The organism is Micromonospora sp. II (genome assembly GCF_001709195.1).
Classification (GTDB): domain Bacteria; phylum Actinomycetota; class Actinomycetes; order Mycobacteriales; family Micromonosporaceae; genus Micromonospora; species Micromonospora chalcea.
Map to the genome: position 1 here is coordinate 57,208 of NZ_LYXF01000007.1, position 22,783 is coordinate 79,990.

Genomic DNA, 22,783 nt, shown 5'->3' on the forward strand with positions numbered 1-22,783 from the left:
CCCTGCGGTCGCGCGACGCTTGCGCTCTGAAAGTTTTCATGCATAGAGTCGGCTCGTGAATGAAAGCGGTGCGGCCTCCCCTGACCGCCTGCTCGACCTCTTCCACGGCGTACGGCTCACCCCGACGCAGCGCCGCATCGCGCACTGCCTGGTGCGGCACGCGGGCGCGGCGGCGTACCTGTCCGCCGCCGAGGTGGCCGAGCTCGCAGGCGTCAGCCAGCCGTCGGTGACCCGGTTCGCCATGGCGCTCGGCCACGACGGCTACCCCGCGCTGCGCCGCCGGCTGCGCGAACTGGGCGCGCGCGACGCCGCCGACCAGGACCGCGCCGGGAACGCCCTGCAGCGGGCGGTGCACGCCGAACGGGACAACCTCGACCGGCTCGCCGCGCAGCTCGCCGACGCCGACCGGGTCGCCGAGGTGGGCCGCCTGCTCGCCGCCAGCCGCCCGCTGCCGGTGCTCGGGCTGCGGGCCGCCGCGCCGCTGGCCGCCTACTTCGCCTACTTCGCGGCGAAGGTGCACCCGGACGTACGGGTGTTCGACGACGGCGGCAGCATGCTCGTGGACCGCCTGGACCAGGCGGTGGCGGCCGGCGCGACGGCGATGCTCGCGTTCGTGCTGCCCCGCTACCCCCGGGAGACCCTGGAGGCGCTGCGCGAGGCCCGGGACGCCGGCCTGACCGTCGTGGCGATCACCGACTCGCCGGTCAGCCCGGCCACCCAGCACGCCCAGGTGGTGCTGCCCGCCGCCGTCGGCGCCGACCTCGTCTTCGACCTGCACACCGCACCGATGACCCTGGCCATGGTGGTGCTCCAGGCGATCTGCGACGCCGCACCGGCCGAGACCCAGGACCGGCTCGAGGCGTTCGAGTCGTCCGCCGCCCGCCGCCAGTTGTTCCTCGGCTGAGAGGAGTACGAGATGCACCAGCCCGTCCGCGCCGCCCGCGGCGTCACCCGCACCGCGAAGGGGTGGCCGCAGGAGGCCGCCCTGCGGATGCTGATGAACAATCTCGACCCGGAGGTGGCCGAGCGCCCCGACGACCTGGTGGTCTACGGCGGCACCGGCAAGGCGGCCCGGGACTGGCCGTCGTACCACGCGCTCGTGCGCACGCTCACCGAGCTGCGCGACGACGAGACGATGCTGGTGCAGTCCGGCCGGCCGGTCGGCGTGATGCGGACCCACGAGTGGGCGCCGCGCGTGCTGCTGGCCAACTCCAACCTGGTCGGCGACTGGGCCACCTGGCCGGAGTTCCGCCGCCTGGAGTCGCTGGGCCTGACCATGTACGGGCAGATGACCGCCGGTTCGTGGATCTACATCGGCACCCAGGGCATCCTCCAGGGCACGTACGAGACGTTCGCCGCCGTCGCCGCCAAGCGCTTCGGGGGCACGCTCGCCGGCACGCTGACGCTCACCGCCGGCTGCGGCGGGATGGGCGGGGCGCAGCCGCTCGCCGTCACCATGAACGGCGGCGCCTGCCTGATCGTGGACGTGGACCGGTCGCGGCTGGACCGCCGGGTGCACGACCGCTACCTCGACGAGGTGGCCGACTCGCTCGACGACGCCATCGAGCGGGCGCTCGCGGCCAGGCGGGACCGGCGGGCGCTCAGCGTCGGCGTGGTCGGCAACGCCGCCACCGTCTTCCCCGAGCTGCTGCGCCGGGGCGTAGCCATCGACATCGTGACCGACCAGACCAGCGCGCACGACCCGCTGTCGTACGTGCCGGAGGGCGTGGACCCGGGCGACGCGCGGGACTACGCGGCGGCCAAGCCGGCCGAGTTCACCGACCGGGCCCGCGCGTCGATGGCGAAGCACGTGGAGGCGATGGTCGGCTTCCTGGACGCGGGCGCGGAGGTCTTCGACTACGGCAACTCGATCCGGGGCGAGGCCAAGCTCGGCGGATACGAGCGGGCGTTCGACTTCCCCGGGTTCGTGCCCGCGTACATCAGGCCGTTGTTCTGCGAGGGCAAGGGCCCGTTCCGCTGGGCCGCGCTCTCCGGCGACCCGAAGGACATCGCCGCCACCGACCGGGCGATCCTCGACCTGTTCCCGGAGAACGAGTCCCTCGCCCGGTGGATCCGGATGGCCGGCGAGCGGGTCGCGTTCCAGGGTCTGCCGGCGCGGATCTGCTGGCTCGGCTACGGCGAGCGGGACCGGGCCGGGGTGCGGTTCAACGAGATGGTCGCGTCCGGCGAGCTGAGCGCGCCGGTGGTGATCGGCCGGGACCACCTGGACTGCGGCAGCGTGGCCAGCCCCTACCGGGAGACCGAGGCGATGGCCGACGGCTCCGACGCGATCGCCGACTGGCCGCTGCTGAACGCGCTCGTGAACACCGCCAGCGGCGCGTCGTGGGTGTCGATCCACCACGGCGGCGGCGTCGGCATCGGCCGGTCCATCCACGCCGGGCAGGTCTGCGTGGCCGACGGCAGCGAGCTGGCCGGCCAGAAGATCGAGCGGGTGCTGACGAACGACCCGGCGATGGGCGTCATCCGGCACGTCGACGCCGGCTACGACGACGCCCGCGCGGTGGCCGAGCGCACCGGCGTCCGCATCCCGATGGCCGAGTAAGGAAGGGCCCCTTGTTAACGCATTCTGCATGGGAAGGGTCCCTTCCTAACCGGTTCCGGGAGCTGTGGGACGAGATCGCGCCGATCGGGCGCGACGAGGGCAGCGGCGGCTACCTGCGCTACGCGCTGACCGAAGCGGAGCTGCGGCTGCGGGAGTGGTTCCACAACCAGGCCGACGCCCGCGGGATGCCAGTTCAGCAGGACGGCAACGGCAACCTGTTCGCCTGGTGGGGCGACCCGGAGGCCGGCGACGCGGTGCTCACCGGCAGCCACTTCGACTCGGTGCCGCACGGCGGCGCGTACGACGGTCCGCTCGGCATCGTCAGCGCGTTCCTCGCCGTGGACGAGCTGCGGGCCGCGGGCATCACCCCGGAACGGCCGGTGGTGGTGGCCGCGTTCGTGGAGGAGGAGGGCGCGCGGTTCGGCGTACCCTGCCTGGGGTCGAGGCTGCTCACCGGCGAGATCGACGTCGACCGCGCGGCCGGGCTGCGCGACCAGGCCGGGACGACCTTCGCGCAGGCGCTCGGCGAGCGGCCGGCGGGCGCCGACCCGGCGCTGCTCGGCCGCTTCGCGGCCTTCGTGGAGCTGCACGTCGAGCAGGGCCGCGCGCTGGTCGACCAGGACGCGCCGGTCGCGGTGGCCTCCGCGATCTGGCCGCACGGCCGGTGGCGGTTCGACTTCACCGGCGAGGGCAACCACGCGGGTACGACAGCGATGGCCGACCGCCGCGACCCGATGCTCACCTACGCGTTCACCGTGCTGGCGGCGAACAAGGAGGCCCGGCTGCGCGACGCGCACGCCACAGTGGGCCGGGTGTCGGTCGAGCCGAACGCCACGAACGCGATCCCGTCCCGGGTCACCGGCTGGCTGGACGCGCGGGCGGCCGAGGCGGAGACGCTGTACGGTCTGGTCGAGGCGGTACGCGCCAAGGCCGCCGACCGGGCCGGCCGCGACGGCACCGCGCTGACCTGCACCCAGGAGTCGGCGACCCCGCTCGTCGCGTTCGACCGCGGGCTGGCCGACCGGCTGGTCACGCTGCTCGGCGCGCCGGTGCTGCCCACCGGCGCCGGGCACGACGCGGGGGTGCTGGCGGCGCACCTGCCCACCGCGATGCTGTTCGTGCGCAACCCGACCGGGGTGTCGCACTCCCCCGCCGAGGCGGCCACCGACGCCGACTGCGCCGCCGGGGTGACCGCCCTGGCCCGGGTCCTGGAGGAGCTGGCATGCCGCTGACCCGCTGGCTGGCCGAGTACGCCTGGCTGCCCGACCGCGCCGAGCCCACCCGGGACGTGCTGATCGAGGCGACCGACGGGCGGCTCACCGCTGTCACCCCGCTGACCGGGGACGGTCCGCCGACCGCCGGGGTGGAGGTGCTCGACGACGCGGTACGGCTGCCCGGCCTGACGGTGCCCGGCCTGGCCAACGCGCACTCGCACGCGTTCCACCGCGCGCTGCGCGGGCGCACCCACGACGGGCGCGGCGACTTCTGGTCCTGGCGCAGCCTGATGTACGCGATCGCGACCCGGCTCGACCCGGACACCTACCTGGCGCTGGCCCGCGCCGTGTACGCCGAGATGGCGCTGTCCGGGATCACCTGCGTGGGCGAGTTCCACTATCTGCACCACGGTCCCGGCGGCACCCCGTACGACGACCCGAACGCGATGTCCGCAGCGCTCGTGGAGGCCGCCGCGCACGCCGGGATCCGGCTCACGCTGCTGGACACCGCGTACCTGGCCGGGGGCGTGGACGGCGCGCCGCTGACCGGGCCGCAACGCCGGTTCGGTGACGGCGACGCGCTGCGCTGGGCGGCGCGGGTGGACGCGTTCGGGCCGGCCGACGACCACGTCCGGCTCGGCGCGGCCATCCACTCGGTGCGCGCGGTCCCGGCCGAGCAGCTCGCCACCGTGGCCGGCTGGGCCGACCGCAACGGGCTGCCGCTGCACGTGCACCTGTCCGAGCAGCCGGCCGAGAACGACGCCTGCCGGGCGGTGCACGGCTGCACCCCGACGCGGCTGCTGGCCGACCACGGCGTGCTCGGCCCGCACACCACAGCGGTGCACGCCACCCACCCGACCGCCGCCGACGTGGCGCTGCTCGGCGACAGCCGTACCCGGGTCTGCGTCTGCCCCACCACCGAGCGCGACCTGGCCGACGGGGTCGGCCCGGTGCGGCGGATGGCCGACGCGGGCAGCCCGCTGAGCCTGGGCAGCGACAGCAACGCCGTGGTGGACCTGTTCGAGGAGGCCCGCGCGCTGGAGATGGACGAGCGGCTGCGTACCCGCCGGCGGGGGCACTTCACGCCGGCCGAGCTGCTCGGCGCCGCCACCGTCGGCGGGCACGCCGCGCTGGGCTGGGGCGACGCCGGCCGGTTCGCCGTCGGGCAGCGGGCCGACCTGGTCACGGTACGGCTGGACAGCGCCCGCACCGCCGGGGTGCCGCCGGCCGGCGCGTTCTTCGCCGCCACCGCCGCCGACGTGACGAGCGTGATCGTGGACGGGAGGCCGGTGGTGGACGGCGGCCGGCACCTGACCGTGGACGTGCCCACCGAGCTGCGGGACGCGATCGCGGCGGTGACCGCGAAGGAGGACTCGTGACGCGCGGCAGCCTGCTCGTCGACCACATCGGCGAGCTGGTCACGAACGACGGCCGCGACGGCGACCCGCTGGGCATCAGGCGCGACGCCGCGCTGCTGGTCGAGGACGGCCAGGTGGCCTGGATCGGGTCGGCCCGCTACGCGCCCGCCGCCGACCGGCGGATCGACGCCGGTGGCGCGGCGGTACTGCCCGGCTTCGTGGACAGCCACGCCCACCTGGTCTTCGCCGGGGACCGGGCCGCCGAGTTCGCCGCCCGGATGGCCGGCGAGCCCTACACCGGCGGCGGCATCCGCACCACAGTCGGCGCCACCCGCGCGGCCTCCGACGGCGACCTGCGCGCCACTGTGGGCCGGCTACGCGCGGAGATGCTGCGGCAGGGCACCACCACCGTCGAGATCAAGAGCGGGTACGGCCTCACCGTCGCCGACGAGGCCCGCTCGCTGCGCATCGCCGCCGAGTTCACCGAGGACACCACGTTCCTCGGCGCGCACGTGGTCCCCGCCGAGTACGCCGACCGCCCGGACGACTACGTCGGCATGGTCTGCGGGCCGATGCTCGCCGCCGCCGCGCCGTACGCCCGCTGGATCGACGTGTTCTGCGAGCGGGGCGCGTTCGACGCCGACCACGCGCGGGCGATCCTCGCCTGCGGGCAGGCCGCCGGTCTGGGCGTACGGCTGCACGCCAACCAGCTCGGCCCGGGGCCGGGCGTACGGCTCGGCGTTGAGCTGGGCGCGGCCAGCGTCGACCACTGCACCCACCTGACCGACGCCGACGTCGACGCGCTGGCCGGCTCGGAGACGGTCGCCACGCTGCTGCCCGGCGCCGAGTTCTCCACCCGGTCGCCGTACCCGGACGCCCGGCGGCTGCTCGACGCGGGCGTGACAGTCGCGCTCGCCACCGACTGCAACCCCGGCTCGTCGTACACGTCGTCGATGCCGTTCTGCGTCGCGCTCGCCGTACGCGAGATGCGGATGACCCCGGCGGAGGCGGTGTGGGCCGCTACCGCCGGCGGGGCGGCGGCGCTGCGCCGCACCGACGTGGGGCGGCTGACCCCCGGGGCGCGGGCCGACCTGATCATCCTCGACGCCCCGTCCCACCTGCACCTGGCCTACCGGCCGGGGGTGCCACTGATCCGCCAGGTTCTGCACAACGGAGTGCCGCGATGACCACAGTGACCATCCTGTCCACCGGGGTCACCCCCGCCGACGTGCTCGCGGTGGCCCGCGGCACCGCCAAGGTCGTGCTCGACCCGGCCGCCACCGAGGCGATGGCGACCTCCCGGTCCATCGTGGACCGGATCGAGGCGGCCGGGCGGCCGGTGTACGGCGTCTCCACCGGGTTCGGCGCGCTCGCCAACACGTTCGTCGCACCGGAGCGCCGGGCCGAGCTGCAGCACGCGCTGATCCGCTCGCACGCCGCCGGGGTGGGCGCGCCGATGCCGCGCGAGGTGGTACGCGCCATGATGCTGCTGCGGGTCCGCTCGCTGGCGCTCGGCCGCTCCGGGGTACGCCCGCTGGTCGCCGAGGCGCTCGTGGACCTGCTCAACCACGACGTCACCCCGTGGGTGCCGGAGCACGGCTCGCTCGGCGCGTCCGGCGACCTGGCGCCGCTGGCGCACTGCGCGCTGGTGCTGCTCGGTGAGGGCTGGGTGCTCGGCCCGTCCGGGGAGCGCGTCCCGGCCGCCGACGCGCTGCACCAGGTCGGGCTGAAGCCGGTGTCGCTGGCCGCCAAGGAGGGGCTGGCGCTGATCAACGGCACCGACGGCATGCTCGGCATGCTGCTGCTGGCCGTCTCCGACGCCCGGCACCTGTTCGCCATGGCGGACGTGACAGCGGCGCTCGCCATCGAGGCGATGCTCGGCTCGGAGCGGCCCTTCCTGCCCGAGCTGCACGCGATCCGCCCGCATCCCGGCCAGGCCGCCTCGGCGGCGAACATCCACCGGCTGCTGCAGGGCTCGGCGGTGATGGACTCGCACCGCGACGACCTGGCGCACGCGGTGCAGGACGCGTACTCCATGCGCTGTGCCCCGCAGGTCGCCGGCGCGGCCCGGGATACGCTCGACTTCGTCGAGGTGGTCGCGGGCCGGGAACTGCTGTCCGTGGTGGACAACCCGGTGGTGCTGCCGGACGGGCGGGTCGAGTCGACCGGCAACTTCCACGGCGCGCCGCTCGGCTTCGCCGCCGACTACCTGGCCATCGCCGCCGCCGAGGTGGGCGCGATCGCCGAACGCCGGGTGGACCGGCTGCTGGACGTCACCCGCTCCCGGGAGCTGCCCGCGTTCCTGTCCCCCGACGCCGGGGTGAACTCCGGGCTGATGATCGCCCAGTACACCGCCGCCGGGATCGTGGCGGAGAACCGCCGGCTCGCCGCGCCCGCCTCGGTCGACTCGCTGCCCACCAGCGGCATGCAGGAGGACCACGTCTCGATGGGCTGGGCGGCCACCAAGAAGCTGCGCACCGTGCTGGACAACCTGACCAGCCTGCTCGCGGTGGAGCTGCTGGCGGCCGTACGCGGGCTCCAGCTCCGCGCCCCGCTGACGCCGTCACCGGCCGGGCGGGCGGCGCTCGACGTGCTCGGCCGCACGATCGGCGAGCCGGGACCGGACGTGTTCCTCGCGCCGCTGATGGAGGCGGCGCGCGACGTGGTACGCGGCCCGGAGCTGCGCGCGGCGATCGAACGGGAGATCGGCCCGCTCGGCTGAGCGGGCCGATCCGGCGCTTGCGGCCGGGCGCCCGCGGCGTCCGGCAGCGGCTCAGGTGGCGGGCGGGAGCACCTTCGCGACCAGCTTGGCCAGCTCCCGCAGCGCCTTGCCGCGGTGGCTGACCGCGTCCTTCTCCTCGGGCGTCAGCTCCGCGTTGGTGCGCTCCTGCCCGTCGCCCAGGAAGATCGGGTCGTAGCCGAAGCCGCCCTCGCCGCGCGGCGCGCGCAGCAGCCGGCCGGACTGGCGGCCGTCGACCAGGTGCTCCTTGCCGCCCGGCAGCACCAGCGCGACGGTGCAGACGAACGCCGCGCCCCGGTGCTCGTCCGGCACGTCGCCGACCTGGTCCAGCACGAGCTGGAGGTTGGCGTGGTCGTCGCCGTGCCGGCCGGACCAGCGGGCGCTGAACACACCCGGCATGCCGTTGAGCGCGTCCACCGCCAGCCCCGAGTCGTCGGCGATGGTCGGCAGGCCGGTACGCCGGCAGCCCTCCCGCGCCTTGATCAGCGCGTTCTCGCCGAACGTGAGGCCGGTCTCCGGCAGCTCCGGGTACTCCTCGACGTCGTCGAGGCCGAGCAGCGCGATCCGGTGCGCGCCGAGCGCGCCGTCCAGGATCCGCTGCAGCTCGACGAGCTTCTTCCGGTTCCGGGTGGCCAGCAGGACCTTGTTCATGACGAGAGCGCCTTCCGCTGCGCGTCGGCCAGTTCCAGGCAGCCCGCCACGCCCAGGTCGAGCAGCGCGTCGAGCTGGTCGCGGGCGAAGACACCCGCCTCGCCGGTGCCCTGCACCTCGACGAAGTCGCCGGCGCCGGTGCACACCACGTTCATGTCGACCTCGGCGGTGACGTCCTCGGCGTAGCAGAGGTCGAGCATCGGCTCGCCGCCGATCACCCCGACGCTCACCGCCGCCACCGAACGGTGCATCACCTTCTCCACCTTGCCGGCCAGCGCCTTGCGCTCGGCCAGCCAGGTCACCGCGTCGTGCAGCGCGACGTACGCGCCGGTGATCGCCGCGGTCCGGGTGCCGCCGTCGGCCTGGAGCACGTCGCAGTCGAGCACGATCGAGTTCTCGCCGAGCGCCTTGAGGTCCACGCAGGCACGCAGGCTGCGGCCGATCAGACGGGAGATCTCATGGGTACGTCCGCCGACCTTGCCGCGCACGCTCTCCCGGTCCGAGCGTGTGTTGGTGGCCCGGGGCAGCATCGCGTACTCGGCTGTCACCCAGCCCAGCCCGGAGCCCTTGCGCCAGCGGGGCACACCCTCGGTGACGCTCGCCGTGCAGAGCACCCGGGTCGCGCCGAACTCGACGAGCACCGAACCCTCCGGATGGGTGCTCCAGCTCCGGGTCAGGGTCACCGGTCGGAGTTGGTCGGGCCGCCGCCCGTCAGGTCGCGCCATGCCTGCACCCTATGCGGTGCGGTGATCGGATCGTCCGCGGGTGCCGCCGACACGAGCGGGCCGCCGCCGGGTCACACGTCGTAGCAGGCGCCGGGCCGCACCACGTCCAGCGGCCCGGCGTACGCCCCGGCCGCCGCCTCCACGGTCTGCGACTCGCTGCCCCAGGCCGGTACGAGATGGGTGAGCAGCAGCCGTCCCACGCCCGCCTTGGTGGCCGCCTCGCCCGCCTCCCGGCCGGTCAGGTGCAGGTCCGGCGGGTTCTCCACGCCGTCCATGTAGCTCGCCTCGCAGAGGAACACGTCGGCGTCCTGGGCCAGGCGCAGCAACGCCTCGCAGGGCGCGGTGTCGGCGGAGTAGCAGAACACCCGCCCGCCGTGCTCCAGCCGCACCCCGTACGTCTCGACCGGGTGGTTCATCCGGTCGACGGTGACGCTGAACGGGCCGATCGGGAACGTGCCCGGCTGGAGACCGTAGAACTGGTAGACGTCCTCCACCGAGCCCTCCTCCTGCCCGTACGCGGCGGCGAGCCGGTCGGGCGCGCCGGAGGGGGCGTACATCGGCAGGGGCGGGTACGGACCGTCCGGCGCGTACCGGCGCACCACCACGTAGGACACCGCGTCGAACATGTGGTCGCAATGCAGGTGGGTGAGGAGGACCGCGTCGGGGGCGTGCAGCCCGACGTAGCGCTGGAGCGTGGAGAGCGAACCCACGCCGAAGTCGATCAGGAGCCGGAAGCCCTCGGCTTCCATGAGATAGGCCGAGCAGGGCGATTCGGGGCCCGGGAAGCTGCCCGCGCAGCCGAGGACGGTCAGTCTCATCCGGTGGCCTCGATCTCACCATGAGTAGTCGATGCGCCGGCGGCGACGCCGCCGATGATCTCTACCGACGCGCTCGCCACGCTGCGCAGCCTACGCGCCGCCCCGGTCGGGCAAGAATCATCTGCCGGAAGTTGTCATCAACGTGACACCCATACACGTCCGCTCCGGGCAGGCGCGGCGGTCCGGCCGGCGGGGACACCACCGGCCGGACCGCCGCCGGACCGTCAGGCCCAGAGCTGCCCCTCCAGCGACTCCTCGGCGTCGGCGAGCGTGCCGCCGTACGCGCCGGTCGACAGGTATTTCCAGCCGCCGTCGCAGACCACGAACGCCACGTCGGCGCGGCGGCCGTCGCGGACCGCCTCGTGCGCCACCGCGAGCGCGGCGTGCAGGATGGCGCCGGTGGAGAACCCGGCGAAGATGCCCTCCACCTCGACGAGCTGCCGGGTCCGCAGCACGGCGTCCCGGGTGCCCACGGAGAAGCGGCGGGACAGCACACCCGCGTCGTACAGCTCGGGCACGTAGCCCTCGTCGATGTTGCGCAGACCGTAGACCAGCTCGCCGTACCGCGGCTCGGCCGCCACGATCTGGATCCCGTCGACCTTCTCCCGCAGGAAGCGGCCGGTGCCCATGAGCGTGCCGGTGGTGCCCAGCCCGGCCACGAAGTGGGTGATGCCCGGCAGGTCCTGCAGCAGCTCCGGTCCGGTCGTCTCGTAGTGCGCCCGGGCGTTCGCCTCGTTGCCGTACTGGTAGAGCATCACCCAGTCCGGGTGCTCGGCGGAGATCTGCTTCGCGGTCGCGACGGCCTGGTTCGAACCACCGGCGGCCGGCGAGAAGATGATCTCCGCGCCGTACATCCGGAGCAGCTGCACCCGCTCGGTGGAGACGTTCTCCGGCATCACGCAGACCAGCCGGTAGCCCCGCAGCTTCGCCACCATGGCCAGCGAGATGCCGGTGTTGCCGCTGGTCGGCTCCAGGATCGTGTCACCGGGACGGAGCCGGCCGGCCTCCTCGGCCGCGCGCACCATGTACAGCGCCGCGCGGTCCTTGATGCTGCCGGTCGGGTTCCGGTCCTCCAGCTTGGCCCAGAGCCGCACCGGCGGCGCCCCGGCGGGGGCCGTCGGCGAGAGGCGGGGCAACCCGACCAGCGGGGTGCCACCGCACGCGTCGAGCAGGCTGTCGTACCGCGCCATCGCGGGCCCCCTCAGCGGGCGGCGCGCGTGGAGACCGCGTGCGAGGCGATCGCCGCGGCGGCCGCGAAGCCGAACGCGCCACCGGCCACGGCCGGCAGGATGGTCACGCTGTCGCCGTCGTTGAGCTTGGCGTCGAGCGCGCCCAGGAAACGGACGTCCTCGTCGTTGACGTAGACGTTGACGAACCGGTGCAGCACGCCCGCGTCGGTGACCAGGCGGGCCTTCAGGCCGCCGTGCCGCGAATCCAGGTCGGCGATCAGGTCGGCGAGCGTGTCGCCGCTGCCCTCGACGACCTTCGCGCCGCCGGTGTAGCTGCGCAGGATGGTGGGGATGCGAACCTCGATGGCCATGATGTCTCGTGCTCCTCGTTCGGGATGGTGCCAGGTGACGGGAAAAGGAAGGTGCCGGCGCTGAAGGTCAGCGGTCGGAACACTCGTAGTCGACCGTCGCCGGGCTCTGCCCGAACATGTAGGACTGGACGGCGTTCGGGTCCACGGCGGCATCCACGATCTTCACCGGTTCCTCGGTGATCACGCCGTCGACGATCCGGAAGGAGCGGATCTCCTCGGTGTCGGGCTCGCGGGTCGAGACGAGCAGGTAGTGCGCGCCCGGCTCGCCGGCGAAGGAGACGTCCGTGCGGGACGGGTAGGCCTCGGTCGCGGTGTGCGAGTGGTAGATCACCACCGGCTCCTCGTCGCGGTCGTCCATCTCCCGCCACACCCGCAACTGCTCCATCGAGTCGAACTCGTAGAAGGTCATGGAGCGGGCCGCGTTGTCCATCGGGATGTGCCGGGTCGGGGTGTCGCTGCCGACGGGGCCGGCGACCACGCCGCACGCCTCGTCCGGGTGGTCCCGACGCGCGTGGGCGACGATCGCGTCGATGATCGACCGGTCGATGCTCAGCACGCCACCAGCCTAGCCCCTGGCCGGGCCGGGCGGCGAGGTGGCAACCGTCACCACTCAGTCGATGAGCGCGTTGAGCAGGGACTCCTGCAGATAACCGAGGTAGGCGTAGACCGACAGTTGGAACACCCGGGACGAACCGGGGTCCTCGGCGACCGCGTCGTCGAGCTCCTCACCCAGGTCGGTGCCGTCCTTGATCTCCAGGCGTACGCCCATCGCCAGCCGGGCGTCGTTGAGCGCGCGCAGCCACGCCTCGGCCGCCTCCGCGTCGAGTCGCACCTCGCCGCCGGAGTCGCCGTCGGGCAGGGCGGCGAGGATCGCGCCCGCCTGGTCGATCTTCCCGGTCTTCAGATCGCCCTCGGTGTAGCGGCGGAACTCGGCGGTGCCGGCGTCGTCGTCCGGGTAGACGTCGGGGAAGAGCCGGCCGACCACCGGGTCACCGTGGTCGAAGCCGTCGGTCAGCAGCCCGACCACCTCGGCGGCGACCTTGCGCAGCACCCGGACCTCGTCGACGGCGAACGTCGCCACGTAGTGGTCGCCCCGGCGGCGGAACATGCTCATGACCTCTCCACCGTCGCCCAGAGACCGTACGCGTGCAGCTGCGCCGCGTCGTGCTCCATCCGTTCCCGGGCGCCGGTGGACACCACGGCCTTGCCCTTGTGGTGCACGTCCAGCATGAGCCGCTCCGCCTTCTCCCGGCTGTATCCGAAGAGCTTCTGGAACACCCAGGTCACATACGTCATCAGGTTGACCGGATCGTCCCAGACGATGGTCACCCACGGCCGGTCGGAGACCGGCACCTCTTCGGTGTCCGGCGTCTCGACCGGCGCAACCTGTGGAGCCGCCATGCCCCCCATCGTGCCACCGGATCCGGGGAACCGATGAACCGGAACACCGCGGCGGCCGTCGTCACCCGCCCGGGCCGCGTACGCGAGCCCGGGTCGCGGTGTGCCCGCGCCGTGGTCAGGCAAGCAGGATGCCGTGGTCGACAGCATCGGCGAGCACCCCGGTCAGCGAGAGACGGATCACCTCGAAGCGGCGGGACACCTCGCGGGACAGTTCGAGTTCGACCTCGCGCAGCGCGCGCTGGGCCCAGGACCGGGCGGCGTTCGGGTCGTTGTTGTCGGTCGCCCGCCAGTGCTGCCAGCAGCCGCCGTTGAGGGCGACGCCCACGGGCGGGAGCATCTCGTCCCGCTGCCCGCCGGGCAGCCCGGCCAGGGCGTCGAGAGCGCCTTCGCCGGTCAGCGCGGCGACCCCGGCCGTGCTGGTGACCAGGAGGACCCGGTCCAGCTCCCGGCCGTCCGGATGGTCGGCCAGGCTACAGCGCACCGCGTGCGCGATCCGCCCGCGTACGCCCTCTGCCAGCGGCGCGCCGAAGACCCGGGCGGCGGCGGCGTCGACGAGACCGCGGACGGCCTCGTCGCACTGCGCGGTGGCGAGCAGCGACAGCGCCTCCAGTTCGCGGTCGAGCATCTGTGGCAGGCCGACGCAGCCGACCCCGAAGACGATCTCCTGCACCACCCGCAGGTGGATGTTCGCCAACTCCAGGGCGAGGTGCTGACGGATCCGGCGGGCGCAGGCTCGTGACCCCCTGTCGATCCGGTCGGCCAGCTCGCCGGGCTCGACGCCGGCCAGCACCGGCACCCGGCCGTGCGCGCCGGGCGGCACCGGCGGGCTTGCGCTGCCGCGGCGCAGTCCCTCGTCGGCGGCCCAGCCGACCAGGGCACGCCGCAGGTGCGGCAGCTCGGCCCGGCGGGCCGGGAACCACCGGGCCGGGGTGAGCGCCGGCACCGCGGCCAGCAGCGCCGCGCGGTGCGCCTCGATGGAGACCGACACCGGGTCGAGCCGGCGGGCGGACGGACCGGTGGCCTCCGCCGCCGGGCCGTCGGCCGACGCGGTCCAGCCGGTCGTGCCGGGGGTGACGGCGAAGAACACCTCGACCCGGGCGCGCGCCATCTCGGCGAGCAGGTGCAGCTCGGCCGCGCTGAACGCCTGGTCGGCGGAGATCACGAAGAGCAGCGCGCCGGCCCGGCCGACGGCGTCGCGCAGCACCCGGCCGCCGGCCACGCCGAGCGTGCCGGTGTCCGGCGTGTCGACCACGGCGAAGTGCCGCAGCAGCGGGTCGGGCAGGCTCAGCTCGACCCGGCGTGGCGGCCGGGCCAGCGCCGGGCCGGTCGCCATCGGGTCGGCGCCGTAGGCGTGCGGCTGGCGGTAGCCCGGGACGTACGCGGCGCGGGTCGCCTTCTCGGCGTGCTGGACCAGCAGGTTGCTTCCCGCGGGCACGGCGAGCGTCGCGGAGTCGATCCCGAGCAGGCCGGCGATCACCTCGCGCCGGCCGGCGCCGGCCGGGCCGGCGACGACCACGGCCATCGGATCGTCCGGTCCGGGCGTGGCCGCCCCGAGCCGGGTCGGCAGCGGGGCGCACCCGGGCGGGCCGGCCTGACGGCGCGGGTCGGGCACGTCGACCGAGGGGAGTGGACCCGGCGTCATCAGGTGGCCTCCCGGTCAGGCGACCGGGGTGCCGGTCGCGGCTTTTCCCTGGTTGCAGGGGCTGTCGGAAGAGTACGGCTGTCGGCCATCCGACAACGAACACCTCCGATACTCATGGGTAACGGCCAGATTACTCAACTTCACTGCGTAACGGCCCGCACGCGGACGGAACACGGTCGATATGCTGCTCCGATGAGTAGGTGGGAGTTCGTCGGCCGTAGGGATGAACTCAACCGTCTGTTGTCGACGATCGGCCGACCCGGAGGGCGCGGGTTGCTCTTCAGCGGCGACGCCGGGGTCGGCAAGAGCCGGCTGCTGCGCGAGGGCGTCTCCGAGCTCTCCCCCGAGCGGTACGCGATCTGGTCCATCGCGGCCAGCGCCACCACCGCCGCGCTCCCCTTCGGCGGGCTCGTCCAGGTGCTGCCCGCCACCCAGCCGCAGGGGCTCTCCCCCGCCGGAATCCTGCGCTGGGCCGTCGACGTGCTGCAGGAACAGGCCGCCGGCCGGCCCATCGTCCTCGCCATCGACGACGCGCACCTGCTCGACCCACCCTCGGCCGCGCTGGTGCACCTGGTCGCCCGCTCCGAGAACGCCACAGTCATCGGGACGCTGCGCAACGGCGAGCAGATCCCGCTGCCGATCCGCGCGCTCTGGACCGACGACCTGGTCGAACTGGTCGAACTGGGCCCGCTCGGCCGCAGCGAGACCACCGGTCTGCTCGCCGCCATCCTGGGTGGACCGGTCGACGCCGGCTCCTCCGACCGGCTCTTCCAGCTCTGCGCCGGCAACCCGCTGCTGCTGCGCGAGCTGGTCCTGGCCGCCGACGACGAGCTGCGCCGCACGTACGGGATCTGGACCTGGACCGGGCGGCTGGAGCTGGCGCCCAGCCTCACCGACCTGATCGACACCCGGATCGGGCAGCTCACCCCCGGCGTCCGGGCGGTGGTCGAGCTGGTCGCCTTCGGCGAGCCGCTGGGCCTGCAACTGCTGGAACGGGCGGTCGACCCGGCGGACGTGGAGACGGCCGAGGAGCGCGGGCTCATCACCCTGATCCACGACGACCGGCGGCTCAACGTCCGCCTGGCGCACCCGCTCTACGGCGAGGTGATGCGCCGGCACTGCCCGGTCAGCCGCACCCGCCGGCTCCAGGCCACCCTCGCCGGGCTGCTGGAGCAGGTCGGCACGCGCCGCCGCGACGACCTGCTGCGGGTCGCGGTGTGGCGGCTCGACTCGGGCACGGCGCAGGACGTCGCCCTGCTGCTCGACGCGGCGGTCCAGGCGTTCGGCCGGTACGACGTGCCGCTGGCCACCCGGCTGGCCCGCGCCGCGCTGGAGGCCGGCGGCGGCACCGACGCGGCCGAACTGCTGGCCACCATCCTGATGTTCGGCGACCGGCCGGACGAGGCGATCAGCGTGCTCGACCAGGTCGCCGGGGAGATCCACGACGACCGCCGGCGCAGCCGGTGGCTGACGGTCCGGGGCATGGTCAGCTACTGGGGACTCAACCGGGAGTCCACGGTGGAGGAGATCGCCGCGCGCGGCGAGGAGCTGCGCGACCCCGCCGACCGGACTCGCGTACGCGCGTTCGAGGCCATCATGCGACTGCACCGGCTCGACGTCGACGTCGCGGTACGGCTGGCCCAGGAGGTGCTCGACCGCCCGGCCGCCCCGATGGCCGCCCGGGAGCTGGCCCGCTGCACGCTGGCCCACCTCCAGGCCGCGCAGGGGCAGTATCAGCGCAGCGCCACCGCGATCGCCCGGGTCCAGGCCGAGGCGGCGTGCTGGCGGGCCGACATGCCATACCTCCAGCTCGCCATGGAGCTGGCCCGGGGCACCCGGCTGACGCTCTCCGGCGACCTGCCCGGCATCGACGCGATAGTCGCCGACGAGTTCGCCGACCTGGCCGGGGCCGGTGACTTCCGGCTCGGCACCGGCTACCTGGCCATCCTCCAGGCGTACGCGGCGCGGCTGCGCGGGCGCGGCGACGAGGCGCTGCGGACCAGCCTGGAGGCGTGCGCGGTGCTCGCCACCAGCCGCGTGTACGCCGGGCTGGCGCACGCCGAGCGCGCCCAGGCCGCCGCGCTGCGCGGGGACGTGACGCACGCGGCCGACGCGATGGCCGAGGCGGACCGGACGCACGCACCCGGCATGGCCGTGCTCTATCCCTGGCTGGAGCAGGCCCGGGGCGCGGTCCAGGCCGCGACGGGTGACCTGCCGGCGGCCACCAAGCACCTGTGCGCGCTCGCCGACCGGCTGCGCGAGGACGGCCTGGCCGGGCACGAGCTGCTCGTCCTGCTCGACCTGGTCCGGTTCGACCAGGCCGCCGCGCCGGTCGGCCCGACCTGCACCGACGGCGGCCGGCGCACCGTGGCGCAACGCCTGGCCGAGCTCTCCGAGAAGGTCGACGGCGTGCTGCCGCCGCTCGTCGCCCGGTTCGGCCGGGCCGCCGCCGACGGCGCCCCGGACGCCCTGCTGGCCGTCGCCGACGGTTTCGCCGACCGCGAGCTGACCGTGTACGCCGCCGAGGCGACCGCCATGGCGCTGCACCGGACGCGGAACGCCCGCGCCGGCGCCACCGGGCCGGTCCGGGAACGCCTCGCCGACCTGCTGCGCCGCTGCGACGAGATCTCCACCCCGGCGCTGCGGCGGCTCCGCCCGACGCTCAGCGACCGGGAGTGGGAGGTCGCCCGCCTGGCCGCCGACGGGGTGACCAGCCGGGCCATCGCGGAGCGGCTGTTCCTGTCCACGCGAACGGTGGAGAACCACCTCCAGCGCGTCTACAGCAAGCTCGGCGTCGCCGGGCGCGGCGAGTTGCGGGCCGCGCTGCGGTCGATGCCGGGGCACGACGGCACGGAGCCGGACTGAACTCTAGGCTGGAGCGGTGAGCACCCTTCGCCCCGCGCTGCTGACCGACCACTACGAGCTGACCATGGTCAGCGCCGCGCTGCGTGACGGCACGGCCGACCGAAGCTGCGTCTTCGAGGTGTTCAGCCGGCGGCTGCCGGCCGGGCGCCGGTACGGGGTGGTCGCCGGCACCGGCCGGTTGATCGAGATGATCCGCGACTTCCGGTTCGACCCGGCCGAGATCGACTTCCTGCGCCGTACCGGTGTGGTGGACGACCGGGCCGCGCAGTGGCTGGCCGACTACCGCTTCACCGGCGACATCGACGGCTACGCCGAGGGCGAGCTGTTCTTCCCCGGCTCCCCGATCCTCACCGTGTCCGGCACGTTCGCCGAGTGCGTGGTGCTGGAGACGCTCGTGCTGTCGGTGCTCAACCACGACTGCGCGGTCGCCGCCGCCGCGGCCCGGATGGTCACCGCCGCACGGGGGCGGGCGCTGATCGAGATGGGCTCCCGCCGCGCGCACGAGGAGGCCGCCGTCGCCGCGGCGCGGGCCGCGTACCTGGCCGGGTTCCGGTTCACCTCCAACCTGGCCGCCGGGCAGCGCTACGGCATCCCCACCGCGGGCACCGCCGCGCACGCCTTCACGCTGCTGCACGACGACGAGCGGGCCGCGTTCGCGTCCCAGGTCGCCACGCTGGGCAAGGACACCACGCTGCTGGTCGACACGTACGACATCGCCCAGGGCATCCGCAACGCGATCGCGGTGGCCGGGCCGGAGCTGCGGGCGGTCCGGATCGACTCCGGCGACCTCGCGGTGATCGCCCAGCAGTCCCGCGAGCTGCTCGACTCGCTGGGCGCCACCGAGACGAAGATCATCGTCTCCGGTGACCTCGACGAGTACGCGATCGCCGCGCTCGCCGCCGAACCGGTGGACATGTACGGCGCCGGCACCGCAGTGGTGACCGGCTCCGGCGCGCCCACCGCCGGCCTGGTCTACAAGCTGGTCGAGGTGGAGGGACGGCCGGTGGTCAAACGCTCCGAGCACAAGGCCACCATCGGCGGCCGGAAGGTCGCGGTCCGCCGGCACAAGCCGACCGGGACCGCCACCGAGGAGGTCATCGTCCCGCAGGGCGTGCCGGACCGGCAGCCCAACGACCGGTTGCTCCAGCGCTCGTACGTGGTGTCGGGCGAGCCGGAGACACTGCCCACGCTGGAGGAGTCGCGGGACCACCTGCGCCAGTGCCTGATCTCCATCCCGTGGGAGGGGCTCAAGCTCTCCGCCGGCGACCCGGCCGTCCCCGTCACCGTCGTACCCGCGAGCTGAGGAGGAACCCGATGGCGAACGCCCTGATCATCGTGGACGTGCAGAACGACTTCTGCGAGGGCGGCTCCCTCGCGGTCGGCGGCGGGGCGGGAGTGGCCGCCGGGATCTCCCGGCTGCTCGCCGCCGAGCCGGACCGGTGGGACCACGTGGTCGCGACGAAGGACTACCACATCGACCCGGGCGCGCACTTCGGCGACCCGCCGGACTACGTCGACTCCTGGCCCCGGCACTGCGTGGTCGGCACCTCCGGCTCCGAGTTCCACCCCGAGCTGGCGACCGACCGGGTGGAGGCGATCTTCCACAAGGGCGAGCACGCGGCCGCGTACTCCGGTTTCGAAGGCCATGCGCCCGACGGCGAGTGCCTGGCCGACTGGCTGCGCCGGCACGACGTGGACCGGGTCGACGTGGTCGGCATCGCCACCGACCACTGCGTGCGCGCGACCGCGCTGGACGCCGCCCGGGAGGGCTTCCGGACCACTGTGCTGCTCGACCTGACCGCCGCCGTCGCGCCGGACACGCTCGACGTGGCGCTGCGGGCCCTCGACGGCGCCGGGGTGACAATGGTGGGCGAGCCTGTGATCGCCACCGCTTGACCCGGTAATCGCTTGCGGGTGTCGTACCCCGGCCCCAGGATGACGCCGGAGGTACGGACCGTCGTGAACCTGAAGCCTTACCGGGAGGCGCTCGCCCTACCCGGTGTCCGATCGTTGCTGCTGGTGTCGGTGCTGGCCCGCGTGCCGCTCACCGCCACCGGGGTGACGCTCACCTTCTACGTGGTGCTCGACCTGGGCCGCGGCTACGGCGCCGCCGGCCTGGTCGGCGCCGCGTCGACCATCGGCGCGGCGGTCGGCGCCCCGCTGCTCGGGCGGCTCATCGACCGCCGGGGACTGCGGCCGGTGCTGGTGCTCACCACCGTCGCCGAGGCGCTGTTCTGGTCCGCCGCGCCCACACTGCCGTACCCGGTGCTGCTGCCGGCCGCGTTCCTCGCCGGGCTGCTCGCGCTGCCGATCTTCTCGATGATCCGCCAGTCGATCGCCGCGCTCGTGCCGGCCGAGAAGCGCCGCCCCGCGTACGCGCTGGACTCGATGGCGATGGAGCTGTCGTTCATGGTCGGCCCGGCGCTCGCCGTCGCCCTGGCCACCGCCGTCACGCCGCGCCTGACGCTGTGGGCGGTCGGCGCCGGGATCGTCGGCTCCGGCATCTGCTTCTGGCTGCTCAACCCGCCGGTGCGGGCCGCCGACGAGCAGACCGGGCCGCAGCGCCCGGTACACCGCCGCGAGTGGCTCACCCCGCGCCTGCTCGCCGTGCTGGCGGTCAGCCTCGCCGCCACCCTCGTGCTCGGCGGCACCGACGTCGCAGTGGTCGCCGTGCTCCGCTCCGGCGGCGAGGTCGGCTGGACCGGCGTCGTGCTCGCCGCCTGGGCGGTCGCCTCGCTGGTGGGTGGCTTCGCATACGGCGCGGTACGCCGCTCGTTCTCCCCGCTGGCGCTGGTGGCGGTGCTGAGCCTCGCCACCATCCCGGTCGGGCTGGGCGGATCGCACTGGTGGCTGCTCTGTCTCGCGCTGATCCCGGCCGGTGCGCTCTGCGCGCCCACCCTCGCGTCCACCTCCGACGCGGTCAGCCGGCTGGCCCCGCCCTCCGTACGCGGTGTGGCGATGGGGCTGCACGGCTCCGCCGTGACGGTGGGCATCGCGCTCGGCGCGCCGCTGGCCGGCGCGGTGATCGACGCCTCCGCGCCCGCGTGGGGCTTCGCGGTCACCGGCGCGATCGGGGCGCTGGTGGCGCTGGTGGTGCTCCCGATCGAGCTGCGCCACCGCCGCACCCCGATCCCGGACCCCGACCTGGCCCTCGCCTCCCGCTAATCCCCTCGGCCGGCGGGATCAGGAGTTCGTGTCCTCCCGCGTGGCGGAGGGCGAGGCCAGAACGGGGAAGTGGCTGGGTCCACGTGCCCTGGACACCGCCACTCCCCCGAACTGGTGCCGCGGGGCAGGCGGGCGGGGACGGGAAAGGGCGGGAAAGGGCGGGCGCCGCACCCCCGGTTGGGGAGTGCGGCGCCCGGCTCGACGTGACGGCGCGAAACTCAGCGCTGGTCGAGGTTACCTGCGGTGTCCTCCTGGTAGCTGGCGCCACCGTTGACCTCGCTGGTCAGCGGCTTGGCACCACCCTCGGGCGGTCCGGCCAGGCTCTGCCCGGCGGCCAGCTCGGGGAACTTCGCGTCGAAGGCCGGCCGCTCGGAGCGGATGCGCGGCATGCGGTCGAAGTTGCGCAGCGGCGGCGGGGAGCTGGTGGCCCACTCGAGCGAGTTGCCGTAGCCCCACGGGTCGTCGACCTCGACGACCGGGCCGGTCTTGTACGACTTCCAGCAGTTCCAGATGAAGGGCAGCGTCGAGATACCGGTGATGAACGCGCCGATCGTGGAGATCGTGTTCAGCGTGGTGAAGCCGTCGATGGCCTGGTAGTCGGCGTACCGGCGCGGCATGCCCTCGTTGCCCAGCCAGTGCTGCACCAGGAACGTGGTGTGGAAGCCGATCATGGTCAGCCAGAAGTGGATCTTACCGAGGCGCTCGTCCAGCATCCGGCCGAACATCTTCGGGAACCAGAAGTAGATGCCGGCGAAGACGGCGAACACGATGGTGCCGAAGAGCACGTAGTGGAAGTGCGCCACCACGAAGTACGAGTCGTGCAGGTGGAAGTCGAGCGGCGGGCTGGCCAGCAGCACACCGGTGAGACCACCGAAGAGGAAGGTCACCAGGAAGCCGATCGAGAACAGCATCGGCGTCTCGAAGGTGATCTGGCCCCGCCACATGGTGCCGATCCAGTTGAAGAACTTCATACCGGTGGGCACCGCGATCAGGTAGCTCAGGAAACTGAAGAACGGCAGCAGCACCTGGCCGGTGGCGAACATGTGGTGCGCCCAGACGCTCATCGACAGCGCGGCGATGGCGATGGTGGCGGCCACCAGGCCCTTGTAGCCGAAGATCGGCTTCCGGGAGAACACCGGAATGATCTCGCTGATGATGCCGAAGAACGGCAGCGCGATGATGTACACCTCGGGGTGGCCGAAGAACCAGAACAGGTGCTGCCACAGCATCGGCCCGCCGGTCGCCGGGTCGTACACGTGGGCGCCCATCAGGCGGTCCGCGGCGAGCGCGAACAGCGCGGCGGCCAGCAGCGGGAAGACCAGGATCGCCAGCAGGCTGGTGACCAGCATGTTCCAGGTGAAGATCGGCATCCGGAACATGGTCATGCCGGGCGCGCGCAGGGTCAGGATCGTGGTGATCAGGTTGACCGCGCCGAGGATCGTGCCCAGACCGGAGATGGCCAGGCCGACGACCCACATGTTCGCGCCGACGCCCGGGGCGTGGTCGGCGGTGCTCAGCGGCGTGTACGCGGTCCAGCCGAAGTCGGCCGCGCCGCCCGGGGCGATGAAGCCCGCCGTGGCGAGCGTGCCGCCGAACAGGTAGAGCCAGTACGCGAAGGCGTTGAGCCGCGGGAACGACACGTCCGGCGCGCCGATCTGCAGCGGCACCACGTAGTTCGCGAAGGCGAACACGATCGGCGTCGCGAAGAACAGCAGCATGATCGTGCCGTGCATCGTGAAGAGCTGGTTGTACTGCTCGGGCGACAGGAACTGCAGGCCCGGCCGCGCCAGTTCGGCACGCATGATCAGGGCCATCAGGCCACCGATCATGAAGAACACGAACGCGGTGACCATGTACATGATCCCGATCTGCTTCGCGTCCGTGGTGCGCAACAGCCGCGCGAGGGCCGACCCCTTGACCGGCTCCCGGACCGGCCAGGGCCGGGTCACGACCGGCTTGGGTGCGACGGTGGTCACGAGTGGCCTCCGGTTCTGGTTGTCCCGCTCGGCGCGCTGGTCATCGGCGCAGCCGTCATCCGCAAGGAGGATAGTCCCCGGTAGGTGGCCCCGCCGCGTGGGGTGGGCGGCTACGATCTCCGGCC

General features: G+C 73.7%; 20 protein-coding genes. 10 read left to right on the forward strand and 10 right to left on the reverse strand.

The features are described 5' to 3' along the window. The first annotated feature begins 55 nt into the window (after positions 1 to 55). The 6 genes from A8711_RS04380 to hutH are packed head-to-tail and all read left to right on the forward strand — an operon-like array spanning position 56 to position 7,857. Entirely contained in the window at positions 56 to 904 is an 849-nt protein-coding gene (locus tag A8711_RS04380; RefSeq protein WP_069087522.1) for a MurR/RpiR family transcriptional regulator, read from the forward strand. 12 nt (positions 905 to 916) lie between these two features. Next, the gene (hutU, locus tag A8711_RS04385) at positions 917 to 2,563 is read left to right on the forward strand and encodes a urocanate hydratase (protein ID WP_069087523.1); all 1,647 of its coding nucleotides are present in this window, start codon (positions 917 to 919) and stop codon (positions 2,561 to 2,563) included. A gap of 11 nt (positions 2,564 to 2,574) precedes the next feature. Beyond that, the gene (locus A8711_RS04390) at positions 2,575 to 3,795 is read left to right on the forward strand and encodes an allantoate amidohydrolase (RefSeq protein WP_069087524.1); all 1,221 of its coding nucleotides are present in this window, start codon (positions 2,575 to 2,577) and stop codon (positions 3,793 to 3,795) included. Further along, positions 3,792 to 5,156, forward strand: a complete 1,365-nt coding sequence (locus A8711_RS04395; protein WP_069087576.1) for a formimidoylglutamate deiminase — start codon at positions 3,792 to 3,794, stop codon at positions 5,154 to 5,156. The genes A8711_RS04390 and A8711_RS04395 overlap by 4 nt, the downstream gene beginning before the upstream one ends. After that, positions 5,153 to 6,322 (forward strand): imidazolonepropionase, encoded by a 1,170-nt coding sequence (gene hutI / locus A8711_RS04400; RefSeq protein WP_064446923.1) that lies wholly within the window; start codon positions 5,153 to 5,155, stop codon positions 6,320 to 6,322. Before A8711_RS04395 ends, hutI begins: the two co-directional genes overlap by 4 nt. Next, a complete protein-coding gene (hutH, locus tag A8711_RS04405) occupies positions 6,319 to 7,857 on the forward strand; it encodes a histidine ammonia-lyase (protein WP_069087525.1) in 1,539 nt (512 codons plus the stop codon). The genes hutI and hutH overlap by 4 nt, the downstream gene beginning before the upstream one ends. 51 nt (positions 7,858 to 7,908) lie before the next feature. On the opposite strand, the gene rdgB is transcribed toward hutH, so the two are convergent. The 9 genes from rdgB to A8711_RS04450 all read right to left on the reverse strand — a co-directional run bounded on the left by rdgB (position 7,909) and on the right by A8711_RS04450 (position 14,652). Continuing rightward, positions 7,909 to 8,526 (reverse strand): RdgB/HAM1 family non-canonical purine NTP pyrophosphatase, encoded by a 618-nt coding sequence (gene rdgB, locus A8711_RS04410; protein ID WP_043326198.1) that lies wholly within the window; start codon positions 8,524 to 8,526, stop codon positions 7,909 to 7,911. After that, positions 8,523 to 9,251, reverse strand: a complete 729-nt coding sequence (gene rph / locus A8711_RS04415; protein ID WP_069087526.1) for a ribonuclease PH — start codon at positions 9,249 to 9,251, stop codon at positions 8,523 to 8,525. Before rph ends, rdgB begins: the two co-directional genes overlap by 4 nt. Positions 9,252 to 9,322: 71 nt before the next feature. Then, complete coding sequence (locus tag A8711_RS04420; protein WP_043326202.1) at positions 9,323 to 10,069, reverse strand: MBL fold metallo-hydrolase; 747 nt, start codon at positions 10,067 to 10,069, stop codon at positions 9,323 to 9,325. Between the two features lie 224 nt (positions 10,070 to 10,293). Continuing rightward, positions 10,294 to 11,259: a PLP-dependent cysteine synthase family protein gene (locus A8711_RS04425; protein ID WP_069087527.1), complete on the reverse strand. Its 966-nt coding sequence runs from the start codon at positions 11,257 to 11,259 to the stop codon at positions 10,294 to 10,296. 11 nt (positions 11,260 to 11,270) lie between these two features. Then, positions 11,271 to 11,609, reverse strand: a complete 339-nt coding sequence (locus A8711_RS04430; RefSeq protein WP_030501846.1) for a MoaD family protein — start codon at positions 11,607 to 11,609, stop codon at positions 11,271 to 11,273. A gap of 67 nt (positions 11,610 to 11,676) precedes the next feature. Then, on the reverse strand, positions 11,677 to 12,165 hold the full coding sequence (locus A8711_RS04435) for a Mov34/MPN/PAD-1 family protein (protein ID WP_030501847.1): 489 nt from the start codon (positions 12,163 to 12,165) through the stop codon (positions 11,677 to 11,679). Positions 12,166 to 12,219: 54 nt separating this feature from the next. Then, a complete protein-coding gene (locus tag A8711_RS04440; RefSeq protein WP_030501848.1) occupies positions 12,220 to 12,723 on the reverse strand; it encodes a DUF2017 domain-containing protein in 504 nt (167 codons plus the stop codon). Further along, complete coding sequence (gene clpS / locus A8711_RS04445; protein ID WP_030501849.1) at positions 12,720 to 13,010, reverse strand: ATP-dependent Clp protease adapter ClpS; 291 nt, start codon at positions 13,008 to 13,010, stop codon at positions 12,720 to 12,722. The genes A8711_RS04440 and clpS overlap by 4 nt, the downstream gene beginning before the upstream one ends. Positions 13,011 to 13,125: 115 nt before the next feature. Beyond that, complete coding sequence (locus A8711_RS04450) at positions 13,126 to 14,652, reverse strand: hypothetical protein (RefSeq protein WP_069087528.1); 1,527 nt, start codon at positions 14,650 to 14,652, stop codon at positions 13,126 to 13,128. A gap of 192 nt (positions 14,653 to 14,844) precedes the next feature. Between A8711_RS04450 and A8711_RS04455 the strand changes: the two genes are divergently transcribed. The 4 genes from A8711_RS04455 to A8711_RS04470 are packed head-to-tail and all read left to right on the forward strand — an operon-like array spanning position 14,845 to position 20,682. Then, on the forward strand, positions 14,845 to 17,517 hold the full coding sequence (locus tag A8711_RS04455; protein ID WP_064446921.1) for a LuxR C-terminal-related transcriptional regulator: 2,673 nt from the start codon (positions 14,845 to 14,847) through the stop codon (positions 17,515 to 17,517). A gap of 16 nt (positions 17,518 to 17,533) precedes the next feature. Further along, a complete protein-coding gene (locus A8711_RS04460; protein WP_043326210.1) occupies positions 17,534 to 18,820 on the forward strand; it encodes a nicotinate phosphoribosyltransferase in 1,287 nt (428 codons plus the stop codon). A gap of 11 nt (positions 18,821 to 18,831) precedes the next feature. After that, complete coding sequence (locus A8711_RS04465; RefSeq protein ID WP_043326212.1) at positions 18,832 to 19,413, forward strand: isochorismatase family protein; 582 nt, start codon at positions 18,832 to 18,834, stop codon at positions 19,411 to 19,413. A gap of 39 nt (positions 19,414 to 19,452) precedes the next feature. Continuing rightward, positions 19,453 to 20,682: an MFS transporter gene (locus A8711_RS04470; RefSeq protein ID WP_069087529.1), complete on the forward strand. Its 1,230-nt coding sequence runs from the start codon at positions 19,453 to 19,455 to the stop codon at positions 20,680 to 20,682. A gap of 218 nt (positions 20,683 to 20,900) precedes the next feature. On the opposite strand, the gene ctaD is transcribed toward A8711_RS04470, so the two are convergent. Then, positions 20,901 to 22,658: a cytochrome c oxidase subunit I gene (ctaD, locus tag A8711_RS04475; protein WP_043326216.1), complete on the reverse strand. Its 1,758-nt coding sequence runs from the start codon at positions 22,656 to 22,658 to the stop codon at positions 20,901 to 20,903. Positions 22,659 to 22,783 lie beyond the last annotated feature (125 nt).